Origin of the sequence: Agathobaculum faecis (genome assembly GCF_014287995.1) — a bacterium.
GTDB classification, from domain to species: Bacteria; Bacillota; Clostridia; order Oscillospirales; family Butyricicoccaceae; genus Agathobaculum; species Agathobaculum ammoniilyticum.
This window is the reverse complement of record NZ_JACOPL010000003.1, coordinates 242,505-267,334: the sequence shown is the minus strand read 5'-3', so window position 1 is coordinate 267,334 and position 24,830 is coordinate 242,505. Positions and strand designations below refer to the sequence as shown.

Below are 24,830 nucleotides of genomic sequence, written 5' to 3'. Positions count from 1 at the left end.
ATCGCGTTATCCACCGGATTCTCCACCTTTTCCCCAAAGCTGTACAGGTTCAGGTGCAGCTTCCGCAGGGACTCGATATATTGGTCTTTGGTCATCATATCGATCAAGTATCCTTTCTTTTATCAGGTTGCTATAAAAACAGGGCGGGGAACGCGGGGGTCCCCGCCCTGTTCAGGCGATATGCTTACTGGGTTTAGAAGCACTCGCGGTATACGCGTTCGCTCAGCTCAATGCTCCACGGACGGTAAGAGTTGGTAATCAGGCGCTGCTGGTTCGCCTCGACCGAGAGTGGGAAGCTCTTGATATCCTCTTCCTTGAAGCCGTACTCATGCAGCGGCTTGAGCGGGAGGACCTTTTCGAGGGTCACATTCAGGGTGCGCAGCGCATCGTCCTTGGTGCAGCCGAGGCAGCGGGCGACGATCTCCTTGAACTTGCCAAGCTCACCGGCCGGCTCGTACTCGTCGTACAGCTCAAGGATCTTGCTGAACAGCGCATAGTTGGATTCGCCGTGCGGTACATGGTAGGTGCCGCCGAGCGGGAAGGACATGCCGTGTACGGTCGCGCAGCCGGCCTTGAGGAACGCGATGCCGGCGAACAGGGAAGCGGTGACAAACTCGCCAAGGTAATCGATGCGGGCGTCCGGCCCCTCGAGCGCGATGCGGCGGAAGCCTTCGAGGATCATTTCCATCGCCTTGACCGAGAACATCTCGGAGGTGACGGTCTTGCGGTGCGGGGACAGGAACGACTCGGTCGCATGGATGAGCGCGTCGATCGCGGAAGCGGCGAACGGCTTGTACGGCAGGGTCTTGAGCAGGTCGGGCACCAGACAGACCTTGTTCGGGATGATATCGTCGGAAACCAGGCCGAGCTTGGTTTCGCCGCCGGTCAGCTTACCGTCCTTTTCGTCCTTGACGATAGCGACCGAAATGTTGGTGACTTCGGAACCGGTGCCGCAGGTGGTCGGGATCGCGATGACTTCTTTTTCATGTACAACGGGCTCGCGCTTGAAATACAGTTCATGTACAGATGCCGGGCGCTTGCAGCCGAGCAGCTTGCAAAGGTCCATGATGGCGCCGCCGCCGACAGCGATGACGCGGTCGTAGGAGTCGTACGGGATCGCTTCGTACATGGTTTCGATCATGGCTTCGGAGGGTTCGCCTGCGCCGAACTTCTCCTGGAACACGAACTGGCTCTTCAGACCAAGCTCCGCCATAAAGGGCTTGTAGATGAACTCATTGGTCAGAACGACGTCGCGTTCGCCGAGCTTGAACTCCCCGGCGAAGTCGCCGAACGTTTCAAACTTGTAGATAGTGGGGGCAATGACGATCTCTCTTTTGTCCTTCATCAAAGAGGCACTGAAAGCATCCATAGCCATAGTTGAACATCTCCATTCATAAAATTTATAAAGGCCGTGCGGGCTTTTATGCGCATCATATCAGGCAATTTGCCCTGCGCTTTTATTGTAGCAAATCCCGTCCACAACTTCAACACAAACGAACAAAAAAATCACCAAAAAATAACCACCAAATCCTGTACAAAAAGACAATAAACAGCCCTGTATTTTGGAATACAGGGCTGTTTTAACGCATCGAAACCCGTCTGTAAAGAAAAAACGGGCAGAATAGCCGAAAAGAATGGGCGGATTCAAACAGGATTTAGTTGTTTTGCGAAAAACGGCTCAAAAAGGCGCGTGTACGCTCATTTTGTGTATTTTCAAACAATTCGCTGGGCGTGCCTTCCTCCACAATCACGCCCGCGTCCATGAACAGCACGTGGTCGGCCACATCGCGGGCGAAAGCCATCTCGTGCGTAACGATAATCATGGTGGTGTGCTGGTCCGCGAGCGAACGGATAACGCGCAGGACCTCGCCCGTCAGCTCCGGGTCGAGCGCGGAGGTGGGCTCGTCAAAGCAGAGGATGTCCGGCTGGAGCGCGAGCGCCCGCGCAATGGCCACGCGCTGCTGCTGGCCGCCGGAAAGCTGGTGGGGGTAGTGGCTCATGCGGCCCTCTAGGCTCATCTGGGCGAGCAGCTCAATGGCGTGGTTTTCAATCTCCTCATGGATGGCGTGCCGGTTCTGCTTGTAATCCGGCCGCTCCTTGGCGAGCATCAGGCTGGCCAGCATGACGTTTTCAAGCGCAGTGTACTGCGGGAACAGGTTGAACGATTGAAACACCATGCCGAAATGCAGGCGCCGGCGGCGGATTTCCGCGTCGCTCTTGGCGGCGCGGTCGGCGGCGTCAAACAGGGTTTCGCCGTTTACCAGGATACGGCCCGCGTTTGGGGTTTCCAGAAAGTTCAGGCAGCGCAGCAGGGTCGTCTTGCCCGAACCGGACGAGCCGATAATGGCCAGCGCCTTGCCGCGCTCCAGGGAAAAGCTGATGTCCTGTAGCACCTTGGTCGGGCCAAAGCTTTTTTCGATGTTTTGTACTTCAAGAATAGGCATTGCGGCTCGCTCCTTATACACGGAAATAGTCCATTTTCCTTTCCAGCCAGCCGAACAGCAGCGTCAGCACGCCGCAGAACACGAGGAAGAAAAGGGCGGTGGAGAACAACGGCCAGATCAGGCCGCGGTTGATGAATTCCTTGCTCATCATGATGATCTCCTTGGTGGCGATGATGTTGGCCAGCGCGGTATCCTTGATAAGCGTCATGAATTCGTTGCCCATGGGCGGGATCACGCGCTTGACGACCTGCAGCAGCGTGATCTTGAAGAAAATCTGCCGTTTGGTCATGCCGAGCACCTGGCCGGCCTCATACTGGCCGCGCGGGATAGACTGGATACCGCCGCGGAAAATCTCGGAAAAATAGCAGGCGTAGTTGATTGCGAACGCGGCGCAGGTCGCGACCACGCGCCCGTCCGTACCCATGGCGTTCCACGGCTGGCCCCAGTGCAGCAGGCCGGGGCCATAGTAGATGAAGATGATCTGCAGCATGAGCGGCGTGCCGCGGACGATCCACACAAAGAACTTGATGAGAAGGGCGATCGGGCGCAGCCCGACCAGCATGGCGCCCCATTTGCCGGACGCAAGGCGGCTGCCGCGCAGGCAGCGGAACGGTTCCCACCTGTTCATGGCGCCGAACGCCACAAGCAGGCCGACGGGCAGCGCGACCAGCAGTGTGACCACAAAGATCGTGCAGTTGATTCCAAAGCTTTGGAACAGATTGGTGAAGATAACCGAGGGGTTCATAGGATTCCTCCAAACAAAACCAAGCGGGGCAGCAGTAAGCTGTCCCGTTCGGTGTAAAATTTGTGTAGGTAAATTTGTTTATTCTGCTAGGGAAAGGCCGTATTTTTCAGCCAGAGACTGCAGCGTACCGTCTTCATTCAGTGTAGCCATGATCTCATTGACCTTGTCGCACAGGTCACTTCCCTTGCGGAAGCCGATGCCATACTGCTCCTCATGGAATACGCCGCAGATGGTCAGGTCCGCGAAGTCGGTACCCTCGCCGATCATGTTTTCCGCCATGGTCTGGTCAAAAATTGCGGCGTCCGCCGTACCCGACTTGACCTCGAGCAGCGCGTCGGTCTGCTTGCTGACCGTGACCAGGTTGGACTGGCTGAGGTTCTCGTCCTCCTCTGCCACGCTTTGTGCGGCCGAGCCGGCCTCTACCGCCACCGTCTTGCCGACCAGATTGGCGTAATCCGCGTAAGTATCCTTGTTTTCTGTCTTGGTGACGACCACCTGGGTATTCTGTACATAGGGGTCGGAAACCGAAATATTCTGCTTGAGGTCCTCCGTGATGGTCATGCCGTTCCACAGGCAGTCCACCTCACCACTTTCCAGGCTGACCTGCTTGGTATCCCAAACGATCTCGATGAATTCCGGCTCCACGCCGAGCTTTTCACAGACCGCCTGCGCGAACTCGGTGTCAAAGCCGGTGAATTCGCCGGTCTGCTCGTCGGTATAGTTCATCGGCTCATAGACCGTGTAGCCGATTTTCAGCTTGCCGGCGTCTTCGATCTGCGCCAGGTCGCTGTCTGCGGCGGCGGTGTCGGACGGATTGGCCGCGTCGTCGCCGCTCGTGGTATCGGCGGAGCTGTCGCTGCCGCAGCCTGCCAGCAGAGAGGCGCTCATCGCGCCGGCGAGCAACAGCGCCAGAAGCTTTTTGGTTTTCATGGGAATGCCCTCCTAAATTCATTGCATAATTACGGTACTGTGAAAGTCATTTATCATTGTACCACTTTATTTGAGAAAATCAAGAAAAACTTTCTGGTCACTTTCTGGGTGAATGGTTGTAAGTGTTGTAAATGGCAACTCCTTGCTTGACCTGTACAGGGGGAATATAGTATTATATACAATAGATATAATAGATAACAAGATTGTTAAAGAATAAACAAAGACGGAGGTTTGGGCAATCATGGATTACGAAGCTCTTTATCAGCAGAAGCTGACCACGGCGGATGAGGCTGTCAAGGTGGTCAAATCGGGCGACTGGGTGGACTACGGCTGGTGTACCGGCACGGCCTGCGCGCTGGACAAGGCGCTCGCCGGACGGATGAGCGAGTTGGAGGATATCAACCTGCGCGGCGGCATCCTGATGTGGCAGCCCGCTATATTCCAGATTCCGGACGTAGAAAAGAAGATCACCTGGAACTCCTGGCACATGGGCGGCGTCGAGCGCAAGGCCTGCACCGCGGGCTTCGGCTTTTATAATGCGCTGCGCTATTCCGAGCTGCCGCGCTACTACCGGGAGAATGTCAAGCACGTCAACGTGGCGATGTTCCAGGTTGCGCCGATGGACAGCCACGGCTACTTCAGCTTCGGCCCGAACGCGTCCCACCTGAAGGCAGTGTGCGACGTGTCCGACGTTGTCATCGTCGAGGTCAATAAGAACATGCCGCGCTGCCTGGGCGGCTTTGAGGAAGCGGTCCACATCTCCGAGGTAGATATGGTCGTCGAGGGTGAGAACCCGCCGATCGCGGAGTTGGGCGCCGGCGGTGCGCCGACCGACGTTGACCGCGCGGTGGCCAAGCTGATCGTGGAGGAGATCCCGAATGGCGCCTGCCTGCAGCTGGGCATCGGCGGCATGCCGAATACGGTCGGTTCCATGATTGCGGAATCCGACCTGAAGGATCTCGGCGTACATACCGAGATGTATGTGGACGCGTTTGTCGACATCGCCATGGCGGGTAAGATCAACGGCCTGAGCAAGGGGATCGATCGGGGCAAGCAGGTGTATGCGTTCGGCGCTGGCACCAAAAAGCTCTATGACTATATCGACAACAATCCGGAATGCTACGCGGCTCCCGTATCCTATACCAACGACGCGCGCACCATCGCCCAGATCGACAACTTCATTTCGATCAACAACGCAGTGGATATCGACCTGTTCGGCCAGGTGAACGCGGAAACGGCCGGCACCAAGCAGATCTCCGGCGCGGGCGGCCAGCTCGACTTTGTGCTGGGCGCGTACCTGTCCAAGGGCGGCAAGAGCTTTATCTGCTGTTCGTCCACATTCAAGCAGAAGGATGGCTCGATCGCTTCCCGCATCCGCCCGACGCTGGCGGACGGTTCGGTCGTGACCGACGCGCGCCCGAACGTACACTGGTTCGTTACCGAGTACGGCAAGGTGTGTCTCAAGGGCCTGTCATCCTGGCAGCGCGCGGAGGCGCTGATCTCGGTCGCGCATCCCGACTTCCGCGAGCAGCTCATTCAGGACGCGGAAAAAATGCACATCTGGAAGCGTTCCAACAAGCGCTGAGACGGAAAGTACCAGGCGGCCTATCTGCGGATGGGCCGCTTTTCTGCATGCAGTCTGGCATTATGAAAAATGTTTGATCTGGCGCTTTGTAAAAGGCCATACAGGGAGTACAATAGTACCAACAAAGGAAAAACAGAGAGGGTGTCACAATATGAAAAGCAAAAAAACCAGAACGATCATCCTTGCTGCTCTGCTCGCGGCGCTGACGACGGTCGCAACCATGATTATCCGTATCCCGACGCCGACGCTCGGCTATATTCACCTGGGCGACGGGCTGGTGCTGCTCTGCGGCATCCTGTTGGGGCCGGGGCTGGGCGCGGTCGCGGCGGGCATCGGCTCGATGCTGGCCGACCTGTTCGGCGGTTATATGGCCTGGGTGCCGGGTACGTTCGCCATCAAGGCGCTGACCGCGCTGGCGGGCGGCTGGCTCTACCACCACATGGCCGGACGGGAGCGGATGAATATGCCGGTACGCGTGGCGCTGTGCGGTATTCCCGCGGAAATCGTGATGGTCGCGGGCTATTATGTGTATGAGGTCGGCATGGAGCTGGTCGCGGGGAGCGCGGCGGGCGCTGCGGTTGCGGCTGTACTGGCCGGTGTGCCGTTCAATATCGTGCAGGGGCTGGCCGGCGTGATCGTATGCGCGGTGCTGTTGCCGGTGCTGGGGCATGCGAGCGCGGAGATGGGCGAACGCATCCGGACCTGAAGCACTGACCCGTTTTCCCAGATCGGTGAGGCGATGGAGATACGGGTATTCCTCGATGAACCATAAGAAGCGCTGTGGATCACTGTCCACAGCGCTTTTTCCGTTTACGAGAGCGTCAGGTACTGCTGCGGGTCAACCTTTTCGTCGTTGACCTGTATCTCAAAATGCAGGTGCGGACCGGTCGAATTGCCCGTGTTGCCGGAAAGCGCGATCCGGTCGCCCTTGGCGACCACGTCCCCGACCGATACCAGCAGCTCGGAATTATGCCCGTATAGGGTCTTGAAGCCGTTCTGGTGATCGAGGATGATATAGTTGCCGTACCCGTTGCCCGAATCCTCGGCAACGATGACCTTGCCGTTGTCCGCCGCGTAGACTGGCGTGCCTTCTCCCACCGCAAGGTCCACGCCGCCGTGCAGCCTGCCCCAGCGCCATTTGAACGCAGAGGTGAAGGTGTAGCTCGTCAGCGGCACGGAAAATTCGCCTGTGCCGATGCCGACATTCCTGGTGCCTACCTCGACGATCTCATTCCTCGCGTCGCTCAGCACCGTGCGCGCAAGGATGGTGCGGCCATGTTCCTGTCCGTCCACGGTTTCGATCTCGGCGGTGACGACCGCCTCGCCCGCGCAGCCCTCCTGCACGGTGGCGCGGTAGGTCTGGTCGAGCTGGTCGTTCTCGCGGGTGATCGTTTCATAGGGGATTTCCTCAGTATAGGTGACCGAGCGCGTCGCGGTCACATCCAGGCGGGGGGAGAGCGTGCTGTACAGCGCGCCGAAATCCGAAACCAGCGAGGTCTGGGCGACGACATTGTCCACACGCACCTCCTGCAGGAAGTCCGCGTCCTCATCGGTTGCGGTCGTGTACTGCGCCTTGACGCGGTCGAGCAGCGCCTGCGCCTCGTCCGCCGAGCGGCAGACGCCCGCCTGCTCGCCGTCGACCGAGATCACGGCAAGCGTGTCCAGTTCCCCGCTGGCGTCGATCAGCTCGGCCTTGAGCGTATCGCCGGTCAGGAATTGGTCCTCCAGTGCATAGGACGGTTTGGTTTCAATGCAGACGGGGAGCGTGTATTCCCCGCCCGCGAGCGCGCCCGCGCTCTGTTCGATTTCCGCGACCGCAGCGGAGAGCGTGTCCGCCTCCTCGACCAGGCCGAGCGGCCTGCCGTTCGCCAGTACCAGGGTGCCGCTGTGCAGCAGCAGCGCGCTGGGCACAAAGAACACGGGGAGGAACACGGCCGCTGCGCAGACCGCGCGCCGCTTTGCCGCCGCGCGGCATACGCGGGCAAGCGCCGCCCAGCAGGGCAGATCCCAGAACCAACAGATTAGGCGGTCAAGCAGCAATATGGCCCGCACAAGGGCAAATAACAGGCCGGAAAAAAGTCCGGCAAAAAATGATAACAGGTTTCGCATGACGGTAGTATGGAGAAAAGCGCTCCTCCATATTCCCTCCTTTCCAAATGTCCAAGGTTACAGTTTGGTAACAATGGATACCTTAACCGCTTTGGAGGGCGAAGTCATACGAAACCTGTCGATTGGCTCCAGAAAATTAAATTTACGTTGCAGCGCCGCAGAAATTCGTGGGGAAAAATCGCGGATCGAGGGGCTTTTGCTGATAATAGCGTTCGAGGACTGCGCGCTGAAGCGACACGGCGAGCGGCACGGCCGCGTCGAACAGGTCGCAGAAGGACTCGGTTCGTTCGCCGTTACCCGAGGACCAGGGGCGGTGCGACTGGTTGGCGCAGTCCGCGGCGAGCGGTTCGGCGGGACGGATCAGCGAGGAGGCGAGACCGGCCTTGCCCGCGAGCCGCTCCAGATGCACCAGGCGGCCGCGGATATGGCTGCCGCTGTGCGTCAGGTGCAGCACACGGCGCATGTCGTGCAGCGAGCGGTACACCGCGGCGGGGGAGACGCGCGCGCCGCACGCGCTTTTCGCCGCGCCGGCCAGCACGCGCGCCAGCACGGTGCATTCCGCGGCGCTGGGATCGAGCAGGCGGAACGCCTCAAACTCCGCGGGGGCGGCAGCGATGTAATTGGTGATCAGGATGCCGTCGATATCGCTTTCAACCAGCTTGCGCCGCGCCTCGGCGGAATAATTGGGCAGGTAGAGCGAGAGGCGGTCGGCCTGCGCCTCCAGGAAAGCGTGGGTCACGCGGTCGAGCGCGTAGTGTGTGCAGAAGCCGAATACATACGCGAGCGCGGCGGCGTCATGCTGCTGCACAGCGGCGTCGCACAGCGCTTCAAACAAAGCGCCGGGCGGCTCGGTGTGCATGCGGCGCGCCAGACGGCCCAGCGGGCCGGAGAATGGCGCGTGGTAATAGTAAAGCGGGTCCGGCCCCTGTGCGCCCCAGCGGTATCCCGCGGGGTAGGTGGCGGCGATGTGCGCGGCCGAGTCTCCTGTAACGCGCTGGACGGTCGCGGCAAAAATATGATGGGTGGCATAAGACGGCATAATGGTTCCCTTTCCGCAGCAGCCTGCAATGTTGATACCAGAAACGGTGACAATAGTATACCGCAAAAGATTGCAAAATGCCAGCGAAAGCGGTATACTATTTGCAAGACAAAAAACGGGGACAGGGCTTCCCTTATCCTAATTGGAGGAATGGCAATCATGAAACTCGGTATCGTCGGGCTTCCGAATGTCGGGAAATCGACTTTGTTCAATGCAATCACGCAGGCGGGCGCGGAGAGCGCGAACTACCCGTTCTGCACCATCGACCCCAACGTCGGTATGGTGGCCGTGCCGGACGAGCGCCTGCAGCCGCTGACCGACCTGTACCACGCGAAAAAGACCACCCCTGCGGTGGTGGAGTTTGTGGATATCGCGGGATTGGTGCGCGGCGCGAGCAAGGGCGAGGGGCTGGGCAACAAGTTCCTGTCCCACATCCGCGAGGTGGATGCGATCGTCCACGTCGTCCGCTGCTTTGACAATGAGAATATCGTCCACGTCGAAGGCTCGGTCGATCCCGCACGTGACATTGAAACCATCAACCTTGAGCTGATCCTGGCGGATATCGAGCATCTGGAGCGCCGCCTGGAGCGCACCCGCAAGGCTGCCAAGGCGGACAAAAAGCTGAGTCGGGATGTGGAGCTCCTCGAGGCGCTCAAGGCGCATCTGGAGGAGGGCAGGACCGCGCGCACGTTCGAGGGCTTCGGCGAGGATGAGGACGTTGACCGCGTGGTAAAAGAGAGCGACTTGCTTTCCGCGAAAAAGGTGATCTACGCCGCCAATATGGACGAGGCGGGCTTTACCGGCGACGCGGCCGAGAACGAGCGCCTGAAGGCAGTACAGGCGATCGCGGACGCGGAGGGCGCGATGGTGCTGCCGATTTGCGCCAAGCTGGAAGAGGATATCGCGGGCATGGACGCGGAGGAGAAGGAGATGTTCCTTTCCGAACTGGGACTGCACGAATCCGGCCTGGACCGCCTGATCCGCGTGTGCTACGACCTGCTCGGCCTGATGAGCTACCTGACTGCGGGAGAGCAGGAGGTGCGCGCATGGACGATTGAAAAGGGTACCAAGGCGCCGCAGGCCGCCGGAAAGATCCATTCGGATTTTGAACGCGGCTTTATCCGCGCCGAGGTGATCGGCTATCAGGATCTGATCGAGCTTGGGTCGCTGGCGGCGGCCCGCGAAAAGGGTCTTGTCCGCTCGGAGGGCAAGGAATATGTGATGCAGGATGGGGACGTCGTCCTGTTCCGCTTCAACGTATAAGGGAGTATTGCTCAAAAAGCGCCGTGAAAAACGGCGCTTTTTTGTATTTGAGGGTAGATTTGTTTACTTCTTGTGATTATATTGTGAATTTAACCGAATTGTTATTGCATATCCCACAAGCTCTGTATATAATGAGGATGGTATAGACCGTCGAAAAATGGCGAGCGGTGTGCTTGCCGTTTTATTTTGTATGATATTTTTCATTTACGCATATATAAAGACAGCGAAACAGGGGAAGATCATGTTAGAAAACCGGATCAATAAAACAAGGAAAGGGGCGCATATGGTGAAGCGTACGGCGAAGAGCGCCGCGCCGAAGGCGGAAAAGAAAACGCTCCGCGTGCCGCTCGCCCTGAAGATAGTCGGCGGCGTGGCAGCGGCTCTGCTGGTCCTGCTCTGCGGGTTCACCTACCTTTATCCGAATGTGTTCCCAGGGGTGACGGTCGGGCCGATCGCGGTCAGCGGGCTGAGCCGGAGCGCCGCCGCGGCGCAGATCGAAAAGCAGAGCGCGCCACTGTATGAGGACGCGGACGTTTCCGTCACAATTTATGAGCAGACCTACCGTATTCCGGTGCGCGACGTGCTGGAAAATGTGGACGCGGCGCAGTCCGCGGAGAACGCCTATGCGGTCGGACGCACGGGCAACCCGCTGGCCCGCATGTGGGATGTGGTCACAGCGGTTTTCGGCAGGGGCGAGGCGCAGCTGGCGGCCACCGTGGATGAGGAGGGGCTGAAAAAGGCACTGTCCGACATCGCCGCGGAGGCGTTGACCGAGCCGGTAGAACCCACTTGGGACATTGGCACGGATACCATGACCATCCATGCCGGCAAGCCTGGCGTACAGTTTGACACGGACGCGGTCGAGCAGGCGCTGACGGAAAAGATCCGCCTGATGGATTTCGAGCCGTATGAGGTTTCGACCGAGCTGACCGAGACGCCTGCGATCAATGTGGATAAGATCGCCGAGCAGGTGATCGGCGAGCCGGTGAGCGCGACGGTCAATAAAGAGGACGGCAAAACCATTGTGCCGGAAAAGCCCGGCGTGCAGTTCGATATCGACCAGGCGCGGGAGATCGTGGGGGACGGGACGGAGCAAAGCTATTCCGTCCCGATCACGACCACGCAGCCCAAGGTGACGGCGGTGGACCTGCAGGAAAAGCTGTTTCGGGATACGCTGGCGCAGGCGGTGACCTACCTGGACGAGAGCAATACCGCGCGCACCAACAACGTCAATCTGGCGTCGGCGGCCATCAACGGGACCATACTCAACCCGGGCGATGAATTTTCGTATAACGGTGTGGTCGGAGAGCGCACCGAGGCGCGCGGATATAAGCCGGCGCACGCATATGTCAACGGCCAGATCGTTGACGAGTTCGGCGGCGGCGTCTGCCAGCCCTCCTCCACGCTGTATATGGCCGTGCTGCGCGCGGACCTGGAGGTGACCGAGCGGTATAACCATTCCTATACAGTCGCCTATACGCCGCTGGGCGAGGATGCGACCGTGGATTACGGCAATCTGGATTTCCGGTTCAAGAATAATACGGATTATCCGGTCAAGATCCTGGCGCAGCAGAGCGGCGGGCAGATGGTTATGACGCTCGTCGGCACCAAGACGAGCGACAAGACGGTTACGACCCGCACCGAAGTGTTGGAAACCTATTCGCCGCAGACGATCGAGAAAAAGGATAATTCCATGAAGGTGGGCCAGACGCGCTTGGATGTGAGCGGCATCACAGGCTATTCCACCCGCACCTATAAGCAGATCACGGAAAACGGGAAGACGACCGAGGTGCTGGCGAACAGCTCGCGGTATGACAAGCGGGATAAGGTGGTCTACGTCGGCACGATCCAGCCGGAGCAGCCCAAAACCGAGGAACCGCCCAAGACGGAGGAGCCGTCCGGCGACGGCGGGGAAGCCGGAGAAACAGCGGAACAGGGCGCGTCCTCCGCAGCGGCGCCGGAAACGCCGGCGGGCGGCTCCGCGTGAGCGGACAGGGCGCGGTCCGGTAAAGACAGCGGGGAAACGATAGGAGGAAACAGCAGTTGCACGATAGAGTACAGGTGAGAAAGACGATCAAGCGGCAGTGTAAGCGCAGGGTCAAGGAGCAGATCGGCCGCTGTGTGGGGATACAGTTTTTGTATGCGGTGCCATATTTCCTGCTGGTGCTGATTCTGTACCTCACGATATTCGGAGATTTATTTGCGTTGTACGCAAATGGGTACAGGGGAAACGCGCTTAGCATGGCTATGGAGCGCAACCTGAATTCGGTATGGCTGGTGATATTCGTCATGCTGGTCGTCACCGGCCCGCTGATGTATGGCATGATGCGGTTTTATATTGGCCTTTTCCGTGGGGAGGAGCCGGGCGTTTCCGCGCTGTTCCAGCCGTTTACCTCGCTGCACTCGTTCTGGGCGGGTGTGCGGATGGAATTCTGCCTGTTTTTCCGGCAGCTCCTCTGGTCGGTCCTACCCACGGCGCTGTTTTTCTTTGTGGGCATGGGCCTGCTGGTGAATGCCGTTGCTTCGGGGCATTACCTGACGCAAACGGATTTGACGGTGGCGGTGGCGGTGCTTTATGTATTCTACCAGCTCGTGTTGATCCCGATCCGCATCAAGGTGATGACCTATCAGGCGGGCTGGGTCCTGATCAGCGAGCATGAGGCACTCGGCGCGTGGGATGCCACGCGCGACGGGAGCGGTGTGTTCCACGGGCATTATGGGAAGGTACTCCTGTTTGTTTTAAGCTTTTTCTGGTGGTATGTGCTGTCCGGCCTTGTCAGCGGGCTTTGCTGGCTGATTGCGATGTTCGGCTTTGTGTTTATCCCCGGCGCGTCGGGCTTCGTGGCGTTCCTGCTGGCGCTGGCCGCAGGGGCCTGCTTGGGCGTTGTGATCAACGGTTTTCTGGCGGCGTACATCAATACCTCTTTTATCGGCCTGTTTGAATTTTACGCGGGCAGGACACAGGATGTCAGTCAGCCTGAGCAGTAAGGGAAAAAACGGATAAAGCGGTGGCGGGAGCTGAAGGTGCCGCCGCTGTTTGCACGCTTGACAGGAAAATACCGTGATGCTATAATGGAACCGTTATACAGGTAAGTATGGCGATGAAAAGGAAAGTACGGCGTGGAAAACGGCAAAGCGAGTCTCGGATGGTGGGAGCGAGACGCGGGGGCCGCGGCAGAAAATGGCCTTGGAGTCCCGCACCGAGCCGCGGTACGCGGGTAGGCTGCGGCGGGTGGGCGCCCGTTACAGCGCTTCGGGTATGGAAGTACCTGATGAGGCGCGCCGCCGCGAGGGACGCGTGAAGCAAGGTGGTAACACGGAAGCGTTTTTGCTCTCGTCCTTGAATGGAAAACCATTCGGGAGGAGGGCTTTTTTCATGCCTGCCGCTCTGCGGACGTGGCGGCCTGCGCCCTAATGGCAAACGATGCGGGGGGCGGAAAACCTGAGGGACGTGTTCCCGTATCCATATACCGAACGGGACGCGCGTGATTGTAAGAATGGAGGGCTGCCGGATAGCGAGCTGTATGCGCTGGTGTGCGAAAGGAGATAAATGATTTTGCATCTGGAACGGTTGACAGATATACAGGATGGGCGGTATGATACTGCAATGGCTTTGTACGCGGAGAGCTTTCCACCGCATGAGCAACGACAGATAGCATCACAAGAGGCAATCCTGCGGGACAAACGGTATCGGTTTGAACTGGTCTTCGATGGGGTGGAATGGGTTGGCCTGTTACTGTGCTGGGAAACGAAAGACTTTATTTATGTGGAGCATTTCTGTATATTCCCTGAGCTGCGGAATCGCCATTACGGGCAAAGGACACTGTCGCTGCTACAGCAGAGCGGGAAGACCATTGTTTTGGAAATCGACCCCCCAGAGGACTGGGTTTCCTGTCGCCGCGCTGGTTTCTATGCGCGCTGCGGATACTGCACCAATCCGTATCCGCATGTACACCCGCCATATCATGTGGAAAACAGCGGACACAGACTGGTCGTGCTGTCCTTTCCGAAAGCGCTGACCGAGACGGCTTACCAATCATTCTACAAATTTTTGCAGGATGTGGTTATGTACGACTGTTTTTGATCTTATAAAATTTCATTTTCTATGAAGGAGAGCAAAGTGATGGACAAGAAACCCTATTATATCTCAACGGCGATCGCCTATACCTCGGCCAAGCCGCACATCGGCAACACCTATGAGATCGTGCTGGCCGACGCGATCGCGCGCTACAAGCGCCTGACCGGATACGACGTGTACTTCCAGACCGGTACGGACGAGCACGGCCAGAAAATCCAGGAAAAGGCCGAGGCCGCGGGCATCACCCCGCAGCAGCATGTGGACAACGTCGCGGGCCAGGTGAAGGACATCTGGGACCTGATGAACACCACCTACGACAAGTTCGTACGCACGACTGACCCCATGCATGAGAAAAAGGTACAGAAAATCTTCAAAAAGCTGTATGATCAGGGCGATATCTATAAGGGTGCGTACAAGGGCAAGTACTGCAAGCCCTGCGAGTCGTTCTGGACCGAGTCGCAACTCAAGGACGGATGCTGTCCGGACTGCGGCCGGCCGGTGGTGGACGCGGAGGAGGAAGCCTACTTCTTCCGCATGAGCAAGTACGCCGACCGCCTGATGAAGCATATTGAAGACCACCCCGAGTTCATACAGCCGGAGAGCCGCAAGAACGAGATGGTCAACAACTTCTTAAAGCCCGGCCTACAAGACCTGTGCGTGTCCCGCACCTCGTTCTCCTGGGGGATTCCGGTGGACTTTGACCCAGGGCATGTGGTTTATGTCTGGCTGGACGCGCTGACCAACTATATCACTTTCTGCGGCTACGATCCTGATGGGAACCACGATGAGCACTATAAGCGCTTCTGGCCCGCGGACGTGCATTTGATCGGTAAGGACATCATCCGTTTCCACACCATCTACTGGCCGATCTTCCTGATGGCGCTGGGCGAGGAACTGCCGAAGCAGGTGTTCGGCCACCCGTGGCTGCTCGTGGGTGAGGGCAAGATGTCGAAGTCACTCGGCAATGTGATCTACGCGGACGATCTGGTGCGCCTGTTCGGTGTGGACGCGGTGCGCTACTATGTGCTGCACGAGATGCCGTTCGCCAACGACGGCGTGATCTCCTATGAGCTGATTTGCGAGCGCATCAACTCCGACCTTGCCAACGTGCTGGGCAACTTGGTCAACCGGACAATCGCCATGACCAAGAAGTATTTCGGTGGCGTTATCCCCGCCCCGATTGCGGCGGAGCCGGTGGACGACGAGCTGAAAACGGTCGCGCTCGGCCTGCCCGCGGCACTCGAAAAGCGCATGGCCGACCTGCACGTCGCTGACGCGATCGACGAGGTGTTCACGCTTCTGCGCCGCTCGAACAAATATATTGATGAAACCATGCCCTGGGCGCTGGCCAAGGACGAGGCCAAGCGCGACCGCCTGGGTACGGTGCTGTATAACCTGCTGGAGTCCATCCGCTTTGCGGCGACCATGCTGCGCCCCTACCTGCCCGAAACGGCGGACAAGATCTTTGCGCAGTTGAACACCGCGGACAATGGTGTGGAGAGCCTTGCTTCGTTTGGCGGCATACAGGCGGGCGCGCAGGTGGGCGAGGCGTCCATCCTGTTCGAGCGCATCGACATCCCGAAAAAGCTCGCGGAGATCGAGGCGGAGAAGCAGGCCGCGCAGACGGCGGAGCAGCCGGTGGTCACTTTCCTGCCGGATATCCCGTTCGACGACTTCTGCAAGGTGGATATGACCGTGTGCAAGGTGCTCGCGTGCGAGAACGTCAAGAAGAGTGAGAAGCTCTTAAAATTCCAACTCGACGACGGATCGGGTACGCCGCGCCAGATCCTGTCCGGCATCGCCAAGTATTACAAGGCCGAGGAATTGGTAGGCAAGACGGTCGTTGCGGTCACCAACCTGCCGCCGCGCAAGATGATGGGGCAGGAGTCATGCGGCATGCTGCTCTCCGCGGAGAAGGACGGCAAGCTCGATCTGCTCATGCTGGATGATGGTATTGAAGCGGGTGCAAAGCTCTGCTGACAGAGTATAGTGGGCTTCACAAGCCCACTATATGCGAAAGGCGGTTCCAGTAGAAACCGCCTTTCGATACCCGAATGACGCCGCCTAAGGCGGCTGGGTCGGGGCATCCAAACACCCGGCATAGCGGGGGAGGGATGCGCGCTGCGGCGCGGTGGAACGGCGGTTCAGAGAGCCGCCGTTTTGCTGTTTGGAGGCGGGGATTGCAGGCGGCGCGAAGCTGTGCTACAATAAAAGAGCGAAGGGCTGCGGCTGGCGCCGCGGCTCGCTTTTTATGGGTGGGGGTCTGGATGATGTATCAAGACGAATACGTTTCGCTGTACAGGGGCGGCGGCTTTTGGATCAACAATGCGGAATGTAAGCATCGGAAAATTATCGACCGGTATGCGGCGCAGAGGTGGCGGTATGCCGGCTGTTTGCCGATAAAGCTTTCCGGCGATAGTGGCCTGATGAAAGAGGCCGATCTGGTGCTTGGAAGGCCTGTGGAGGATGAAAAATGAACGCGGCAAACATTCCGATGGCAGTCATCCTGTGCTTCTGCGCGGCGGTATTTGCTGTCGGCGGCTGCTGGGCGGCCATACGGCGCGACTCGATGCACTTCTGAGCGGGCAGCACGGTCAAACCGGAGGAAATCCGCGATATCCCAGCTTATAACCGCGTCTGTGCGCGGCTGTGGAGGGGGTACGGTGCGGGCTGGACGCTTTGATCGGCATTTACAGATATATCTACAAAAAATACAAGCGATAAGGATGAACCCATGCGAAAGAAATACCTCTTTTTTGATATTGACGGCACGCTGGCGACCGGCCTGACGACCGTGATGCCGGAAAGCGGGGCGCGCTGCCTGGAGCGGCTACGCGCGAACGGCCATTTTACCGCGATCGCAACCGGCCGGCTGCAGGCTTCCGCCGCCGTGGTCGCACAGCGGTACGGCTTTACGCATATCGTGGCCGACGGTGGTTACAGCCTGACGCTGGACGGAGAGGTCATTGAAATGCAGAGCCTGCCCGTGACGGATTGCGTCGCCCTGCTGGACCGGCTGGAGCGGCAGCGCGTCCCCTGGGCGGTAACGCTCGAAAACGAGCGGGTCTGCCTTACGGCGGATGAGCGGTATCTGGCTGTCGCGCCAAGCAATTATTTTCCGGTCACGGTCGATCCGGCCTTTGATTACCGCGGGATGGACAAGCTGTATAAGGTATATATCGCCTGCACGCCGGAAAACCAAGGGGAGATCGACCTCGGCGGCCTGCCGACGGTCCGCTACAACCAGGATGTGCTGTTTATCGAGCCGGTCTGCAAGCAGCGCGGCATCCGGCGCATGCTGGACGTGCTGGGCGTGCCGGATGAGGACGTCGCAGTCTTCGGAGACGGTACGAACGATGTTTGTATGTTCGGGCAGGGCTGGCTTTCGGTGGCGATGGGGAACGCCTGCGCGGCGCTGAAAGAAAAGGCGGATTACATTACGACATCGGTTGACCAGGACGGACTGTGGAATGCCTGCCGGCATTTCGGCTGGATATGAGGAGGAAAGTAAAACGATGCTGTTTGATACCCATGCGCATTATGATGACGAGCGCTTTGACGAGGACAGGGATGCGCTGCTGCCGGCCATGACGGAAAACGGTGTAGGGCTGATCCTCAACCCGGGCTGTGATTTGGAGAGCTCTCGCAAGGCGGTCGGCTATGCACAAAAATACCCTTTTATATACGCTGCCGTGGGGATACATCCTGAAAATATTGACGAAAATTGGAATAACGACCTTGCGGTCATCAAAGAACTGGCGCAGACGGAGCCGAAGGTGCGTGCGATTGGCGAGATCGGGCTGGATTATTACTGGGAAAAGGACGAGCGGGCGCGCGCGCGGCAGCAGGTGGTGTTTGCGCGGCAGATGGAGCTTGCGCGCGCGCTGGGCAAGCCGGTTATCGTGCATGACCGCGATGCGCACGGCGACTGCATGGAGATCGCGCGCCAGTATGCCGGCGTCACAGGTGTGTACCATTGCTTCGCGGGCAGCGTGGAGATGGCGCGAGAGCTGCTCAAGCTGGGATACTATCTGTCATTCACCGGTGTGATCACGTTCAAAAACGCGCGCAAGGCATTGGAGATTATCAGGGAGACACCGCTCGACCGGCTGATGATTGAAACGGACGCCCCCTATATGGCGCCCGAACCGTATCGCGGACGCCGCAATTCGTCGCTATATGTACACCGTATGGCGGAAACGATTGCGCAGGTCAAAGGGATGGAAGCGGAAGCGGTCGAAAGGATCACAACAGAAAACGGCAAAAGATTGTTTGGGATTGCGTGACGAAAAATTTGCATTTTTTCTTGACAGGGAAAGTGTATTTGTGTATAATATATTTCGTCGTCAGAACAAAGCGGACGACCTTTTGGGGGCGTAGCTCAGCTGGGAGAGCGCCACACTGGCAGTGTGGAGGTCATGAGTTCGATCCTCACCGTCTCCACCAGAAGCCGCACTTTTTCATTCCGAAAAAGTGCGGCTTTTCTTTTTTCGGAAGCCGGACCCCTACAAGGCGCCATGTGCTGCCCGGCAAGGCGGGGAAAGGGGATTTTTCCGTTCTTCATGTAAAATCCATAAAGCCCTGTTATACTACCGGATGAGGGGGGACTTGGATGAAACGCATATTGATTGTGGAGGACGACCTGGATATTCAGGAGCTACTGGACGCCTACCTGCGGGATGCGGGCTATGACACGGTACTGGCGTCGGACGGGGTGGAGGCGCTCGACCGCTTCCATGAAGCGCCGTTCGATCTGGCGCTGCTCGATGTGATGCTGCCCAAGATCGATGGGTTCGGCGTGTGCGAGCTGATCCGGCGGGAATCGCGCCTGCCAGTCATCATGCTGACCGCGCTCGACGGGGAGGCCGAGCAGCTCCGCGGTTTCGACCTGGAAATAGACGATTATATTGTAAAGCCGTTTTCCATGCCCATCCTGCTGCGCAAGGTGGCGGCGGTGCTGCGCCGCGTGGGAGGCGGGATCGGCGTTTCGCATGTGATACGTTACCGCGGGCTGACGCTCGATCCGGACATGATGGAGGCGCGGCTGGAGGGCCGCCCGCTGGAGCTGACTGCGCGTGAGTTCGAGCTGCTCCGCGCCTTTATATCCAGCCCAGGGCGGGTGTTCACGCGCGAGGTGCTGCTGGCCAAGATATGGGGCTATGATTTCTTTGGGGACGAGCGCGTGGTGGACAGCCATATCAAAAACCTGCGCCGCAAGCTCGGCGTGGATTATATTGAGACTGTGAGAGGGGTGGGCTACCGTGCTGCGAAAGAAAATCCGTGAAAGCCTGACCGCGCGTATCTTCCTGATGACTTTCGCCCTGCTGCTGGGCGCGGGCGCGATCACTTTCGGCTGCATCGCCTGGGCGACGCCGATCACCTATACGGCGGTCATAAGCAGCGCGATAGAGGAACAGATGAACGAATTGGTCGACCGGCTGGCGCAAACAGAGCGTGAGGACTGCGGGCCGCTGCTTGATGAATTTATCCGCAGCGCGGGCGCGGAAGCCATGCTGCTGGGTGCGGATGGCAAGGTGGTGGACACCGGCTCGCAGCTTGCGGTCTATTCGCTGTATGAAAACGACAATGTGGTGGTTGTGGCCGCGGAGGATAGCGGAAAAAGCGACGGTATAGCGTTTGGGATGGCGGACAGCATGTGGGAGGACAGCGTGCTGTCAATCACCGGAACGGCAACCAGCGCCCTGACTGCGGAGGTCACCTTCCTGCACGACGCCACCTCCTACGAGCTGTACGTCCAGCCGTATGCGCAGCCGGAGAATCAGGCGGTGCAGGCACTGCTGCGCGCCGCGCCATGGCTGCTGCTCGCAATGCTGGTGTTTTCGGCGGGCTGCGCGCTGCTGTATTCTCGCTACATCACGCGGCCGATCATCCGGCTGAGCGGCATCGCGCGCCGCATGGAACATCTGGATTTCGACTGGCAGTGCGAGGAAAAACGCCGCGACGAGATCGGCGTGCTGGGCCGCAGCCTGGACGGCATGGCGCAAAAGCTGAAGGAGGCCCTGACCGGCCTGCAGGCTGCGAATGAGGCGCTCCGCAGCGATATGGAGCGCGAGCGGAAGCTGGAACGGCAGCGACTGGCGTTTTTTTCCGCCGCGTCGCATGAGCTGAAAACGCCGGTTACGATCCTCAAGGGACAGTTGACCGGCATGCTGGACGGGGTTTCCGTATATCGGGACCGTGACAAATATCTCGCGCGGTCGCTTGCGGTGACCGCGCGTATGGAAGAGCTGATACGCGAGATCCTGACCGTTTCGCGGCTGGAATCGGACGGCGAGCCGGTAAAAATGGAGCGTCTCGACCTGTCCGAGCTGGTGCAGGAGCAGTTGGAGCAGGATGAAGCGCTGTTCGAGCAGCGCGGCCTGCGCTTTCGGGTGTCCCTGTCGGATGGGGTGACGGTGCTGGGGGAGCGCGCCCTGCTGGGCAGGGCGGTAGAAAACCTGCTGTCTAACGCCGCGCATTATTCGCCCGCGGGAGCCGAGGTCCGCGTCAGCACCCGACTACGGGCCGGCCGGCCGGTGCTGACGGTCGAAAATACCCGCGCGCACCTGTCGGAAGGGGATATCCCGCATCTGTTTGAAGCGTTTTACCGCGCCGAGCAGTCCCGCAACCGCCGGACGGGCGGTAGCGGGTTGGGGTTGTATCTGGTGCGTATGATTTTGCAGCGGTGCCATGCCGTTTGCACGGCCTGCAACACGCCGGAGGGGGTATCCTTTACCATTACGTTCCCGCCGCTCGATTGAGCGGCGGGCTTCTTCATATAAAACACACATTCGCTTCAAACTGGTTCCATGCGGCGCGTATATACTGGGCGTCAGAAATCGCAAGAAAGGACGCTGACATATGAAAATCAGTATCAACAGCCTGTCCATGACCTATCCCAACGGCAAGCAGGCGCTGCAGGACATCTCCCTTGAACTGGAAAGTCCCAGCCTGGTCGGCCTGCTGGGGCCGAACGGCGCGGGAAAATCCACCCTCATGAAGCTGCTCGTGGCAGGGCTGACCGAATCGGCAGGGACGATTCTGGCCGACGGCGCGCCGCTGCGGAAAAACGAAACCGCCTATAAGCGGCGACTGGGCTATCTGCCGCAGAGCTTCGGCCTGTATGACGAACTGACGGTCGAACGGTTTCTGGAGTACATGGCCGCCCTCAAGGGACTGCACGACCAGAAAAAGGCGGTGCAGGCCGTGCTGTCGGATGTCAATTTGGAGGAAAAACGGCGCGCGCGGATACGCACGCTGTCCGGCGGGCAGCGGCAGCGGGTCGGCATCGCGCAGGCCCTGCTGGGGGAGCCGCGGTTCCTGATCTTTGACGAGCCGACCGTCGGGCTGGATCCGGAGGAGCGCATCCATTTCCGCAACCTGTTTTCGCGCGCGGCGCAGGATAAGCTGGTGCTGCTGTCCACTCATATCATCGAGGATGTGCAGTCCGTATGCAACCGGCTTATCGTCATCCATCATGGCCGTATTCGCTTTTCGGGTACGCCGCAGGAGCTGATCCGCATGACGCGGGGACATGTCTGCACCTTTTCCGAACGGCCGGAGGAGGACGCGGCGCTGCATATCACCGCGCGCGTCAATACCGCGGACGGGGTCCAGTGCCGCGCGGTGGCGCGCACGCTGCCCGCCTACGCCCAGCCGGCTGAGCCGACGCTGGAGGACGCCTACCTCTACCTGATCGAGGAGGCGGAAACATGAGCCTGCGTGCATTGTTCCGCGTTGAGCTGGGTCGGCTGTTGTGCGGGCGGTTGACTTGGCTGGCGGTCGCGGCGACCCTGCTGGGGCCGCTGGCGGGATACGGGCTGTACCGACCGGCGTATGGGGATTCCATGGCGTCCCTGTATCTGGCCAACCCCATGCTGACCGGCGGGCTGATCGGGGCGGCGGCTTTCGCGCTGCTGATGCTGGCGAGCCTGGAAAAGCCGCGCCGCAGCCGGATCGCCGCAATCACCGACGCGGCGCTGTCACCGCTCCGGCTCGCAGCCGTGCGGCTGTTCTCCGTGCTGGCTATGGCCGTGTTGACCGTGCTGGCAACCGGCCTGCTGTACCTGCCCTATACCTGGTACAAGCTCGACATTGTCTTTTCCCTGGGGGATTACTGGCTCGCGACTGCGCTGATCCTGCTGTCCGGTCCGGTCATGGGAACGCTGCTGGCGGCGGCGGTCGATCAGTTCGCGTACCGGCTGGATATCAGCCTGGCTGTTGTGCTGGCATGCATCGTTTTCTCACAGGGCGCGTGGTGCAGCCGCTTTTTCCTCGCCCAGTGGTGCGTGCCGCTTGTTACCGCCTTGTCGGATGCGTTCGGCAGCGCGGTGATTTGGCGCACCGCACTGTACAGCCGTATCGTCTGGCTGTGTCTGCTGACCAGCCTGTACTTGCTGTCGCTGCTGGGGGTGCGGCAATATGGCCGCGGGCTGATAGGATCGTTTGCACGCCATCTGCGGTTTGCCGCCCTGCCGCTGCTGGCGGCCACGTTGGCGGCCGGAGGCGGCATCCTGTGGGCGCGGCAGCCGTTTATCGACCACAGCCCGGCGGATTGGATGAGCTACCAGCCGGAGGACCGCAGCAACACGGCTCTGACGTTGGCCGGCACGGAGATCGAAGCGCGTATTGAAAGCTACCTGCTGGGTACGCTGTCCGGCACAGCCTCCTATCGGATTACCAATACGTCGGGGGAGTCGCAGGAGCTGTATTTCGAGCTGGATTCCGGCTATCGGGTGCGGGAGGTCACGGCCAATGGCAACCCTGTGGAATGGGAGGATATGTGCAACGATTATATCGCCGCGCGCGAGGTGCGCTGTGTACTCCCCGCAGAGGAACAGATCACGCTGGTCGTGGAGTACGGCGGCATGCCGAAAATGTGGAACGCACAGGAAGAACTGATGAGCAGCGCCGGATTCATCAGCGGAAAAGGGATCGAGCTGTTCGGGTCGCATCTCGCCCCGTCCCTGCTCCTGCAGCTGGCGGGGGAGGAAACGCCGGTCACGCTGGATATCGCGCTGCGGGATTCGATGACGCTGGTGTCCTCCGGAACGACGCGCAGGGGGGCGCCGAATGGCGACGGGACGACCAACTGGCATGCCGAGGACGCAGGCGCAGGCGAACTACGCGTTTTCGCGGGCGACTATATGTGCCGGACGCTGGAGGGCGGCGGCTTCCCAATCGAATTCTGGTACAGCGCTAAATACGAGCCGCGCCTTGCGGGCGAGGGGATTGACATCATGCAGGAGGCGATTGACTATTGCACCGAACACTATGGCCCGCGTACCTTTACGCAGGACAAGCCGTTCAAGATTGTGCAGAGCACGGTGTTCCAGTTTGGCGGGAGCGCGAGTGGGAACATCAGCCAAATGGGGGAGAGCTATTTCAGCGATCAAAACCTGGCCTCTCCGGACAAGGGCGCGGACAGCGCCGAGGTGCTGGCGCATGAGATCATCCATCAGTGGTGGGGGCTGGGCGTTTCCCTGGCCGATATGGAGGACGCGAACTGGACGGACGAGGGCATGACGACCTACTCGACCTACCGGCTGATGGCTGAACTGAAAGGAGAGGAGTATGCCCGCGCAAATTATGTCGAAAAGTGGGAGCGCACCACGTCGCAGAACGCGCAGTCGTTTTATATGCGGCATCCGGAATATCTGGCGATCCTGCCTGAAGCATATGCGGCAGAGGTAAAGGCTGCAGCCGATTCGGTCAACTGGTACGACGGCACGGCGCTGATGATCTACCGCGCGGAGCAGAAGATCGGGCGGGAAAGGCTGGACGCGGCGCTGGCGCGGCTGTATACGCAGGGGGGCGGCGAGTTGCCGCCGTATATCACGCTGGGCGATTTTCTGAACGCCTGCGACTTGGAGGAAGGAGAGATCGGACGTGCGTAAGGTGTTTGTGTGCGAGCTGCGCCGGCTCCTGCTGAATAAATTTTTCTTCGGCATATTGGCGGCGGTGCTTCTCTACGGCTGGCTGCTACTTTCCGGAGAGGTGATACTGGGCGTTGCGTACACCGCGCCGTTCTCGCCGTGGAGCTTTGGATATTATCTGGCGCGGCTGCTGCCCCTTTTGTGGGTGGGTACGCTGTTTTTCCTGACCTTCTTCACCTCGGAGGGCGAACGGCGGACCGCGGTGCTGACCGGCGCGACTGCGGTGGACCCGCGCCGCTTTGCGGGCGTGCGCTGCATGGCGCTGCTGCTAGGGATGCTTCTGCTGCTTGGCGCCGCCGTGCTGCTGGCCGCGGTATTCTTTGCCTATACGCTGCACTGGCACGATTGGGGGAGCCTGCTGCTTCCTCTGCTGGCAGTCGCGGTGCCGCCGCTTGTGTTTGCGGCGGGGAGCGGTTGGCTGCTGGGCGGCGCATGCCCGTGGCTGGTATACGGGTGGATGCCCGCGCCGTTTATCCTGTCCGCGCTGCCGCTGCCCGAGGCGCTCGGCCTGTGGAACGGCACGCTGCTGCGGAGCTATCCGCTCACCCTGCCGGCTGACCCGCCTTTCACGCTGCCGGCCGCGGTGTGGGTGGCGCAGGGGCTTTTGCTGCTGGCCGGAATCCTGCTGCTGGGCATGCGGATTTTCCGGCGCGGCAGACTCGCATGAATACGGAAAGCCCGCACTCCATTCGGAGTGCGGGC

21 protein-coding genes and 1 tRNA gene are annotated in these 24,830 nt (G+C 59.6%); 16 read left to right on the top strand and 6 right to left on the bottom strand.

Going from position 1 to position 24,830, the window contains the following annotated elements:
• Window positions 1-193: 193 nt before the first annotated feature.
• The 4 genes from H8S45_RS04970 to H8S45_RS04955 form a co-directional block, all read right to left on the bottom strand.
• Window positions 194-1,375, bottom strand: a complete 1,182-nt coding sequence (locus tag H8S45_RS04970; protein WP_242977827.1) for a 4-hydroxybutyrate dehydrogenase — start codon at window positions 1,373-1,375, stop codon at window positions 194-196.
• A 280-nt stretch (window positions 1,376-1,655) separates the two neighbouring features.
• Entirely contained in the window at window positions 1,656-2,444 is a 789-nt protein-coding gene (locus tag H8S45_RS04965) for an amino acid ABC transporter ATP-binding protein (protein WP_054328303.1), read from the bottom strand.
• Window positions 2,445-2,457: 13 nt separating this feature from the next.
• The gene (locus tag H8S45_RS04960) at window positions 2,458-3,189 is read right to left on the bottom strand and encodes an amino acid ABC transporter permease (RefSeq protein ID WP_054328304.1); all 732 of its coding nucleotides are present in this window, start codon (window positions 3,187-3,189) and stop codon (window positions 2,458-2,460) included.
• A 78-nt stretch (window positions 3,190-3,267) separates the two neighbouring features.
• The gene (locus H8S45_RS04955; RefSeq protein ID WP_054328305.1) at window positions 3,268-4,119 is read right to left on the bottom strand and encodes a transporter substrate-binding domain-containing protein; all 852 of its coding nucleotides are present in this window, start codon (window positions 4,117-4,119) and stop codon (window positions 3,268-3,270) included.
• Between the two features lie 241 nt (window positions 4,120-4,360).
• Between H8S45_RS04955 and H8S45_RS04950 the strand changes: the two genes are divergently transcribed.
• Together H8S45_RS04950 and H8S45_RS04945 are read left to right on the top strand one after the other, a co-directional pair.
• Window positions 4,361-5,704, top strand: a complete 1,344-nt coding sequence (locus H8S45_RS04950) for a butyryl-CoA:acetate CoA-transferase (protein ID WP_054328306.1) — start codon at window positions 4,361-4,363, stop codon at window positions 5,702-5,704.
• A gap of 151 nt (window positions 5,705-5,855) precedes the next feature.
• Window positions 5,856-6,410, top strand: a complete 555-nt coding sequence (locus H8S45_RS04945) for an ECF transporter S component (protein WP_107630926.1) — start codon at window positions 5,856-5,858, stop codon at window positions 6,408-6,410.
• A 104-nt stretch (window positions 6,411-6,514) separates the two neighbouring features.
• Here H8S45_RS04945 and H8S45_RS04940 read toward each other — a convergent pair whose 3' ends face one another.
• On the bottom strand, window positions 6,515-7,744 hold the full coding sequence (locus H8S45_RS04940; RefSeq protein WP_159068069.1) for a M23 family metallopeptidase: 1,230 nt from the start codon (window positions 7,742-7,744) through the stop codon (window positions 6,515-6,517).
• Window positions 7,745-7,955: 211 nt separating this feature from the next.
• Window positions 7,956-8,852, bottom strand: coding sequence for a hypothetical protein (locus H8S45_RS04935; protein WP_186949725.1), 897 nt, complete (start codon window positions 8,850-8,852; stop codon window positions 7,956-7,958).
• A 159-nt stretch (window positions 8,853-9,011) separates the two neighbouring features.
• Between H8S45_RS04935 and ychF the strand changes: the two genes are divergently transcribed.
• From ychF to H8S45_RS04865, 14 genes are all read left to right on the top strand, one after another.
• A complete protein-coding gene (ychF, locus tag H8S45_RS04930; protein ID WP_186949735.1) occupies window positions 9,012-10,115 on the top strand; it encodes a redox-regulated ATPase YchF in 1,104 nt (367 codons plus the stop codon).
• Window positions 10,116-10,398: 283 nt separating this feature from the next.
• Window positions 10,399-12,102 carry a VanW family protein gene (locus H8S45_RS04925; RefSeq protein ID WP_161804788.1) on the top strand — a complete coding sequence of 568 codons (1,704 nt, stop codon included), beginning with the start codon at window positions 10,399-10,401 and terminating at the stop codon, window positions 12,100-12,102.
• A 56-nt stretch (window positions 12,103-12,158) separates the two neighbouring features.
• Window positions 12,159-13,103, top strand: coding sequence for a DUF975 family protein (locus H8S45_RS04920; protein ID WP_107630921.1), 945 nt, complete (start codon window positions 12,159-12,161; stop codon window positions 13,101-13,103).
• 562 nt (window positions 13,104-13,665) lie between these two features.
• The gene (locus tag H8S45_RS04915; protein ID WP_054328312.1) at window positions 13,666-14,199 is read left to right on the top strand and encodes an N-acetyltransferase; all 534 of its coding nucleotides are present in this window, start codon (window positions 13,666-13,668) and stop codon (window positions 14,197-14,199) included.
• Window positions 14,200-14,220: 21 nt separating this feature from the next.
• The gene (metG, locus tag H8S45_RS04910) at window positions 14,221-16,173 is read left to right on the top strand and encodes a methionine--tRNA ligase (protein ID WP_082397391.1); all 1,953 of its coding nucleotides are present in this window, start codon (window positions 14,221-14,223) and stop codon (window positions 16,171-16,173) included.
• Between the two features lie 287 nt (window positions 16,174-16,460).
• On the top strand, window positions 16,461-16,670 hold the full coding sequence (locus tag H8S45_RS04905) for a hypothetical protein (RefSeq protein ID WP_054328314.1): 210 nt from the start codon (window positions 16,461-16,463) through the stop codon (window positions 16,668-16,670).
• Window positions 16,671-16,927: 257 nt separating this feature from the next.
• On the top strand, window positions 16,928-17,692 hold the full coding sequence (locus tag H8S45_RS04900) for an HAD hydrolase family protein (RefSeq protein ID WP_147573867.1): 765 nt from the start codon (window positions 16,928-16,930) through the stop codon (window positions 17,690-17,692).
• Between the two features lie 16 nt (window positions 17,693-17,708).
• Window positions 17,709-18,479 carry a TatD family hydrolase gene (locus H8S45_RS04895; protein WP_147573868.1) on the top strand — a complete coding sequence of 257 codons (771 nt, stop codon included), beginning with the start codon at window positions 17,709-17,711 and terminating at the stop codon, window positions 18,477-18,479.
• 84 nt (window positions 18,480-18,563) lie between these two features.
• A tRNA-Ala gene (locus H8S45_RS04890) sits at window positions 18,564-18,639 on the top strand.
• Between the two features lie 166 nt (window positions 18,640-18,805).
• The gene (locus H8S45_RS04885; RefSeq protein ID WP_054327718.1) at window positions 18,806-19,477 is read left to right on the top strand and encodes a response regulator transcription factor; all 672 of its coding nucleotides are present in this window, start codon (window positions 18,806-18,808) and stop codon (window positions 19,475-19,477) included.
• The gene (locus H8S45_RS04880; RefSeq protein ID WP_107630916.1) at window positions 19,455-20,954 is read left to right on the top strand and encodes a sensor histidine kinase; all 1,500 of its coding nucleotides are present in this window, start codon (window positions 19,455-19,457) and stop codon (window positions 20,952-20,954) included. Before H8S45_RS04885 ends, H8S45_RS04880 begins: the two co-directional genes overlap by 23 nt.
• Before the next feature lie 100 nt (window positions 20,955-21,054).
• Complete coding sequence (locus H8S45_RS04875; protein ID WP_054327719.1) at window positions 21,055-21,909, top strand: ATP-binding cassette domain-containing protein; 855 nt, start codon at window positions 21,055-21,057, stop codon at window positions 21,907-21,909.
• On the top strand, window positions 21,906-24,089 hold the full coding sequence (locus H8S45_RS04870) for a M1 family aminopeptidase (RefSeq protein WP_054327720.1): 2,184 nt from the start codon (window positions 21,906-21,908) through the stop codon (window positions 24,087-24,089). The genes H8S45_RS04875 and H8S45_RS04870 overlap by 4 nt, the downstream gene beginning before the upstream one ends.
• Entirely contained in the window at window positions 24,082-24,795 is a 714-nt protein-coding gene (locus H8S45_RS04865) for a hypothetical protein (protein WP_054327721.1), read from the top strand. Before H8S45_RS04870 ends, H8S45_RS04865 begins: the two co-directional genes overlap by 8 nt.
• Window positions 24,796-24,830 lie beyond the last annotated feature (35 nt).

Excerpts from the sequence above, each read along its gene's own strand:
- H8S45_RS04870 (WP_054327720.1), top strand. The coding sequence starts at position 21,906 with ATGAGCCTGCGTGCATTGTTCCGCGTTGAGCTGGGTCGGCTGTTGTGC.
- H8S45_RS04905 (WP_054328314.1), top strand. The coding sequence starts at position 16,461 with ATGATGTATCAAGACGAATACGTTTCGCTGTACAGGGGCGGCGGCTTT.
- H8S45_RS04875 (WP_054327719.1), top strand. The coding sequence starts at position 21,055 with ATGAAAATCAGTATCAACAGCCTGTCCATGACCTATCCCAACGGCAAG.
- H8S45_RS04895 (WP_147573868.1), top strand. The coding sequence starts at position 17,709 with ATGCTGTTTGATACCCATGCGCATTATGATGACGAGCGCTTTGACGAG.
- H8S45_RS04955 (WP_054328305.1), bottom strand. The coding sequence starts at position 4,119 with ATGAAAACCAAAAAGCTTCTGGCGCTGTTGCTCGCCGGCGCGATGAGC.
- H8S45_RS04915 (WP_054328312.1), top strand. The coding sequence starts at position 13,666 with ATGATTTTGCATCTGGAACGGTTGACAGATATACAGGATGGGCGGTAT.
- H8S45_RS04965 (WP_054328303.1), bottom strand. The coding sequence starts at position 2,444 with ATGCCTATTCTTGAAGTACAAAACATCGAAAAAAGCTTTGGCCCGACC.
- H8S45_RS04925 (WP_161804788.1), top strand. The coding sequence starts at position 10,399 with ATGGTGAAGCGTACGGCGAAGAGCGCCGCGCCGAAGGCGGAAAAGAAA.
- H8S45_RS04960 (WP_054328304.1), bottom strand. The coding sequence starts at position 3,189 with ATGAACCCCTCGGTTATCTTCACCAATCTGTTCCAAAGCTTTGGAATC.
- H8S45_RS04900 (WP_147573867.1), top strand. The coding sequence starts at position 16,928 with ATGCGAAAGAAATACCTCTTTTTTGATATTGACGGCACGCTGGCGACC.
- H8S45_RS04885 (WP_054327718.1), top strand. The coding sequence starts at position 18,806 with ATGAAACGCATATTGATTGTGGAGGACGACCTGGATATTCAGGAGCTA.
- H8S45_RS04935 (WP_186949725.1), bottom strand. The coding sequence starts at position 8,852 with ATGCCGTCTTATGCCACCCATCATATTTTTGCCGCGACCGTCCAGCGC.
- H8S45_RS04970 (WP_242977827.1), bottom strand. The coding sequence starts at position 1,375 with ATGGCTATGGATGCTTTCAGTGCCTCTTTGATGAAGGACAAAAGAGAG.
- H8S45_RS04945 (WP_107630926.1), top strand. The coding sequence starts at position 5,856 with ATGAAAAGCAAAAAAACCAGAACGATCATCCTTGCTGCTCTGCTCGCG.
- metG (WP_082397391.1), top strand. The coding sequence starts at position 14,221 with ATGAAGGAGAGCAAAGTGATGGACAAGAAACCCTATTATATCTCAACG.
- ychF (WP_186949735.1), top strand. The coding sequence starts at position 9,012 with ATGAAACTCGGTATCGTCGGGCTTCCGAATGTCGGGAAATCGACTTTG.
- H8S45_RS04950 (WP_054328306.1), top strand. The coding sequence starts at position 4,361 with ATGGATTACGAAGCTCTTTATCAGCAGAAGCTGACCACGGCGGATGAG.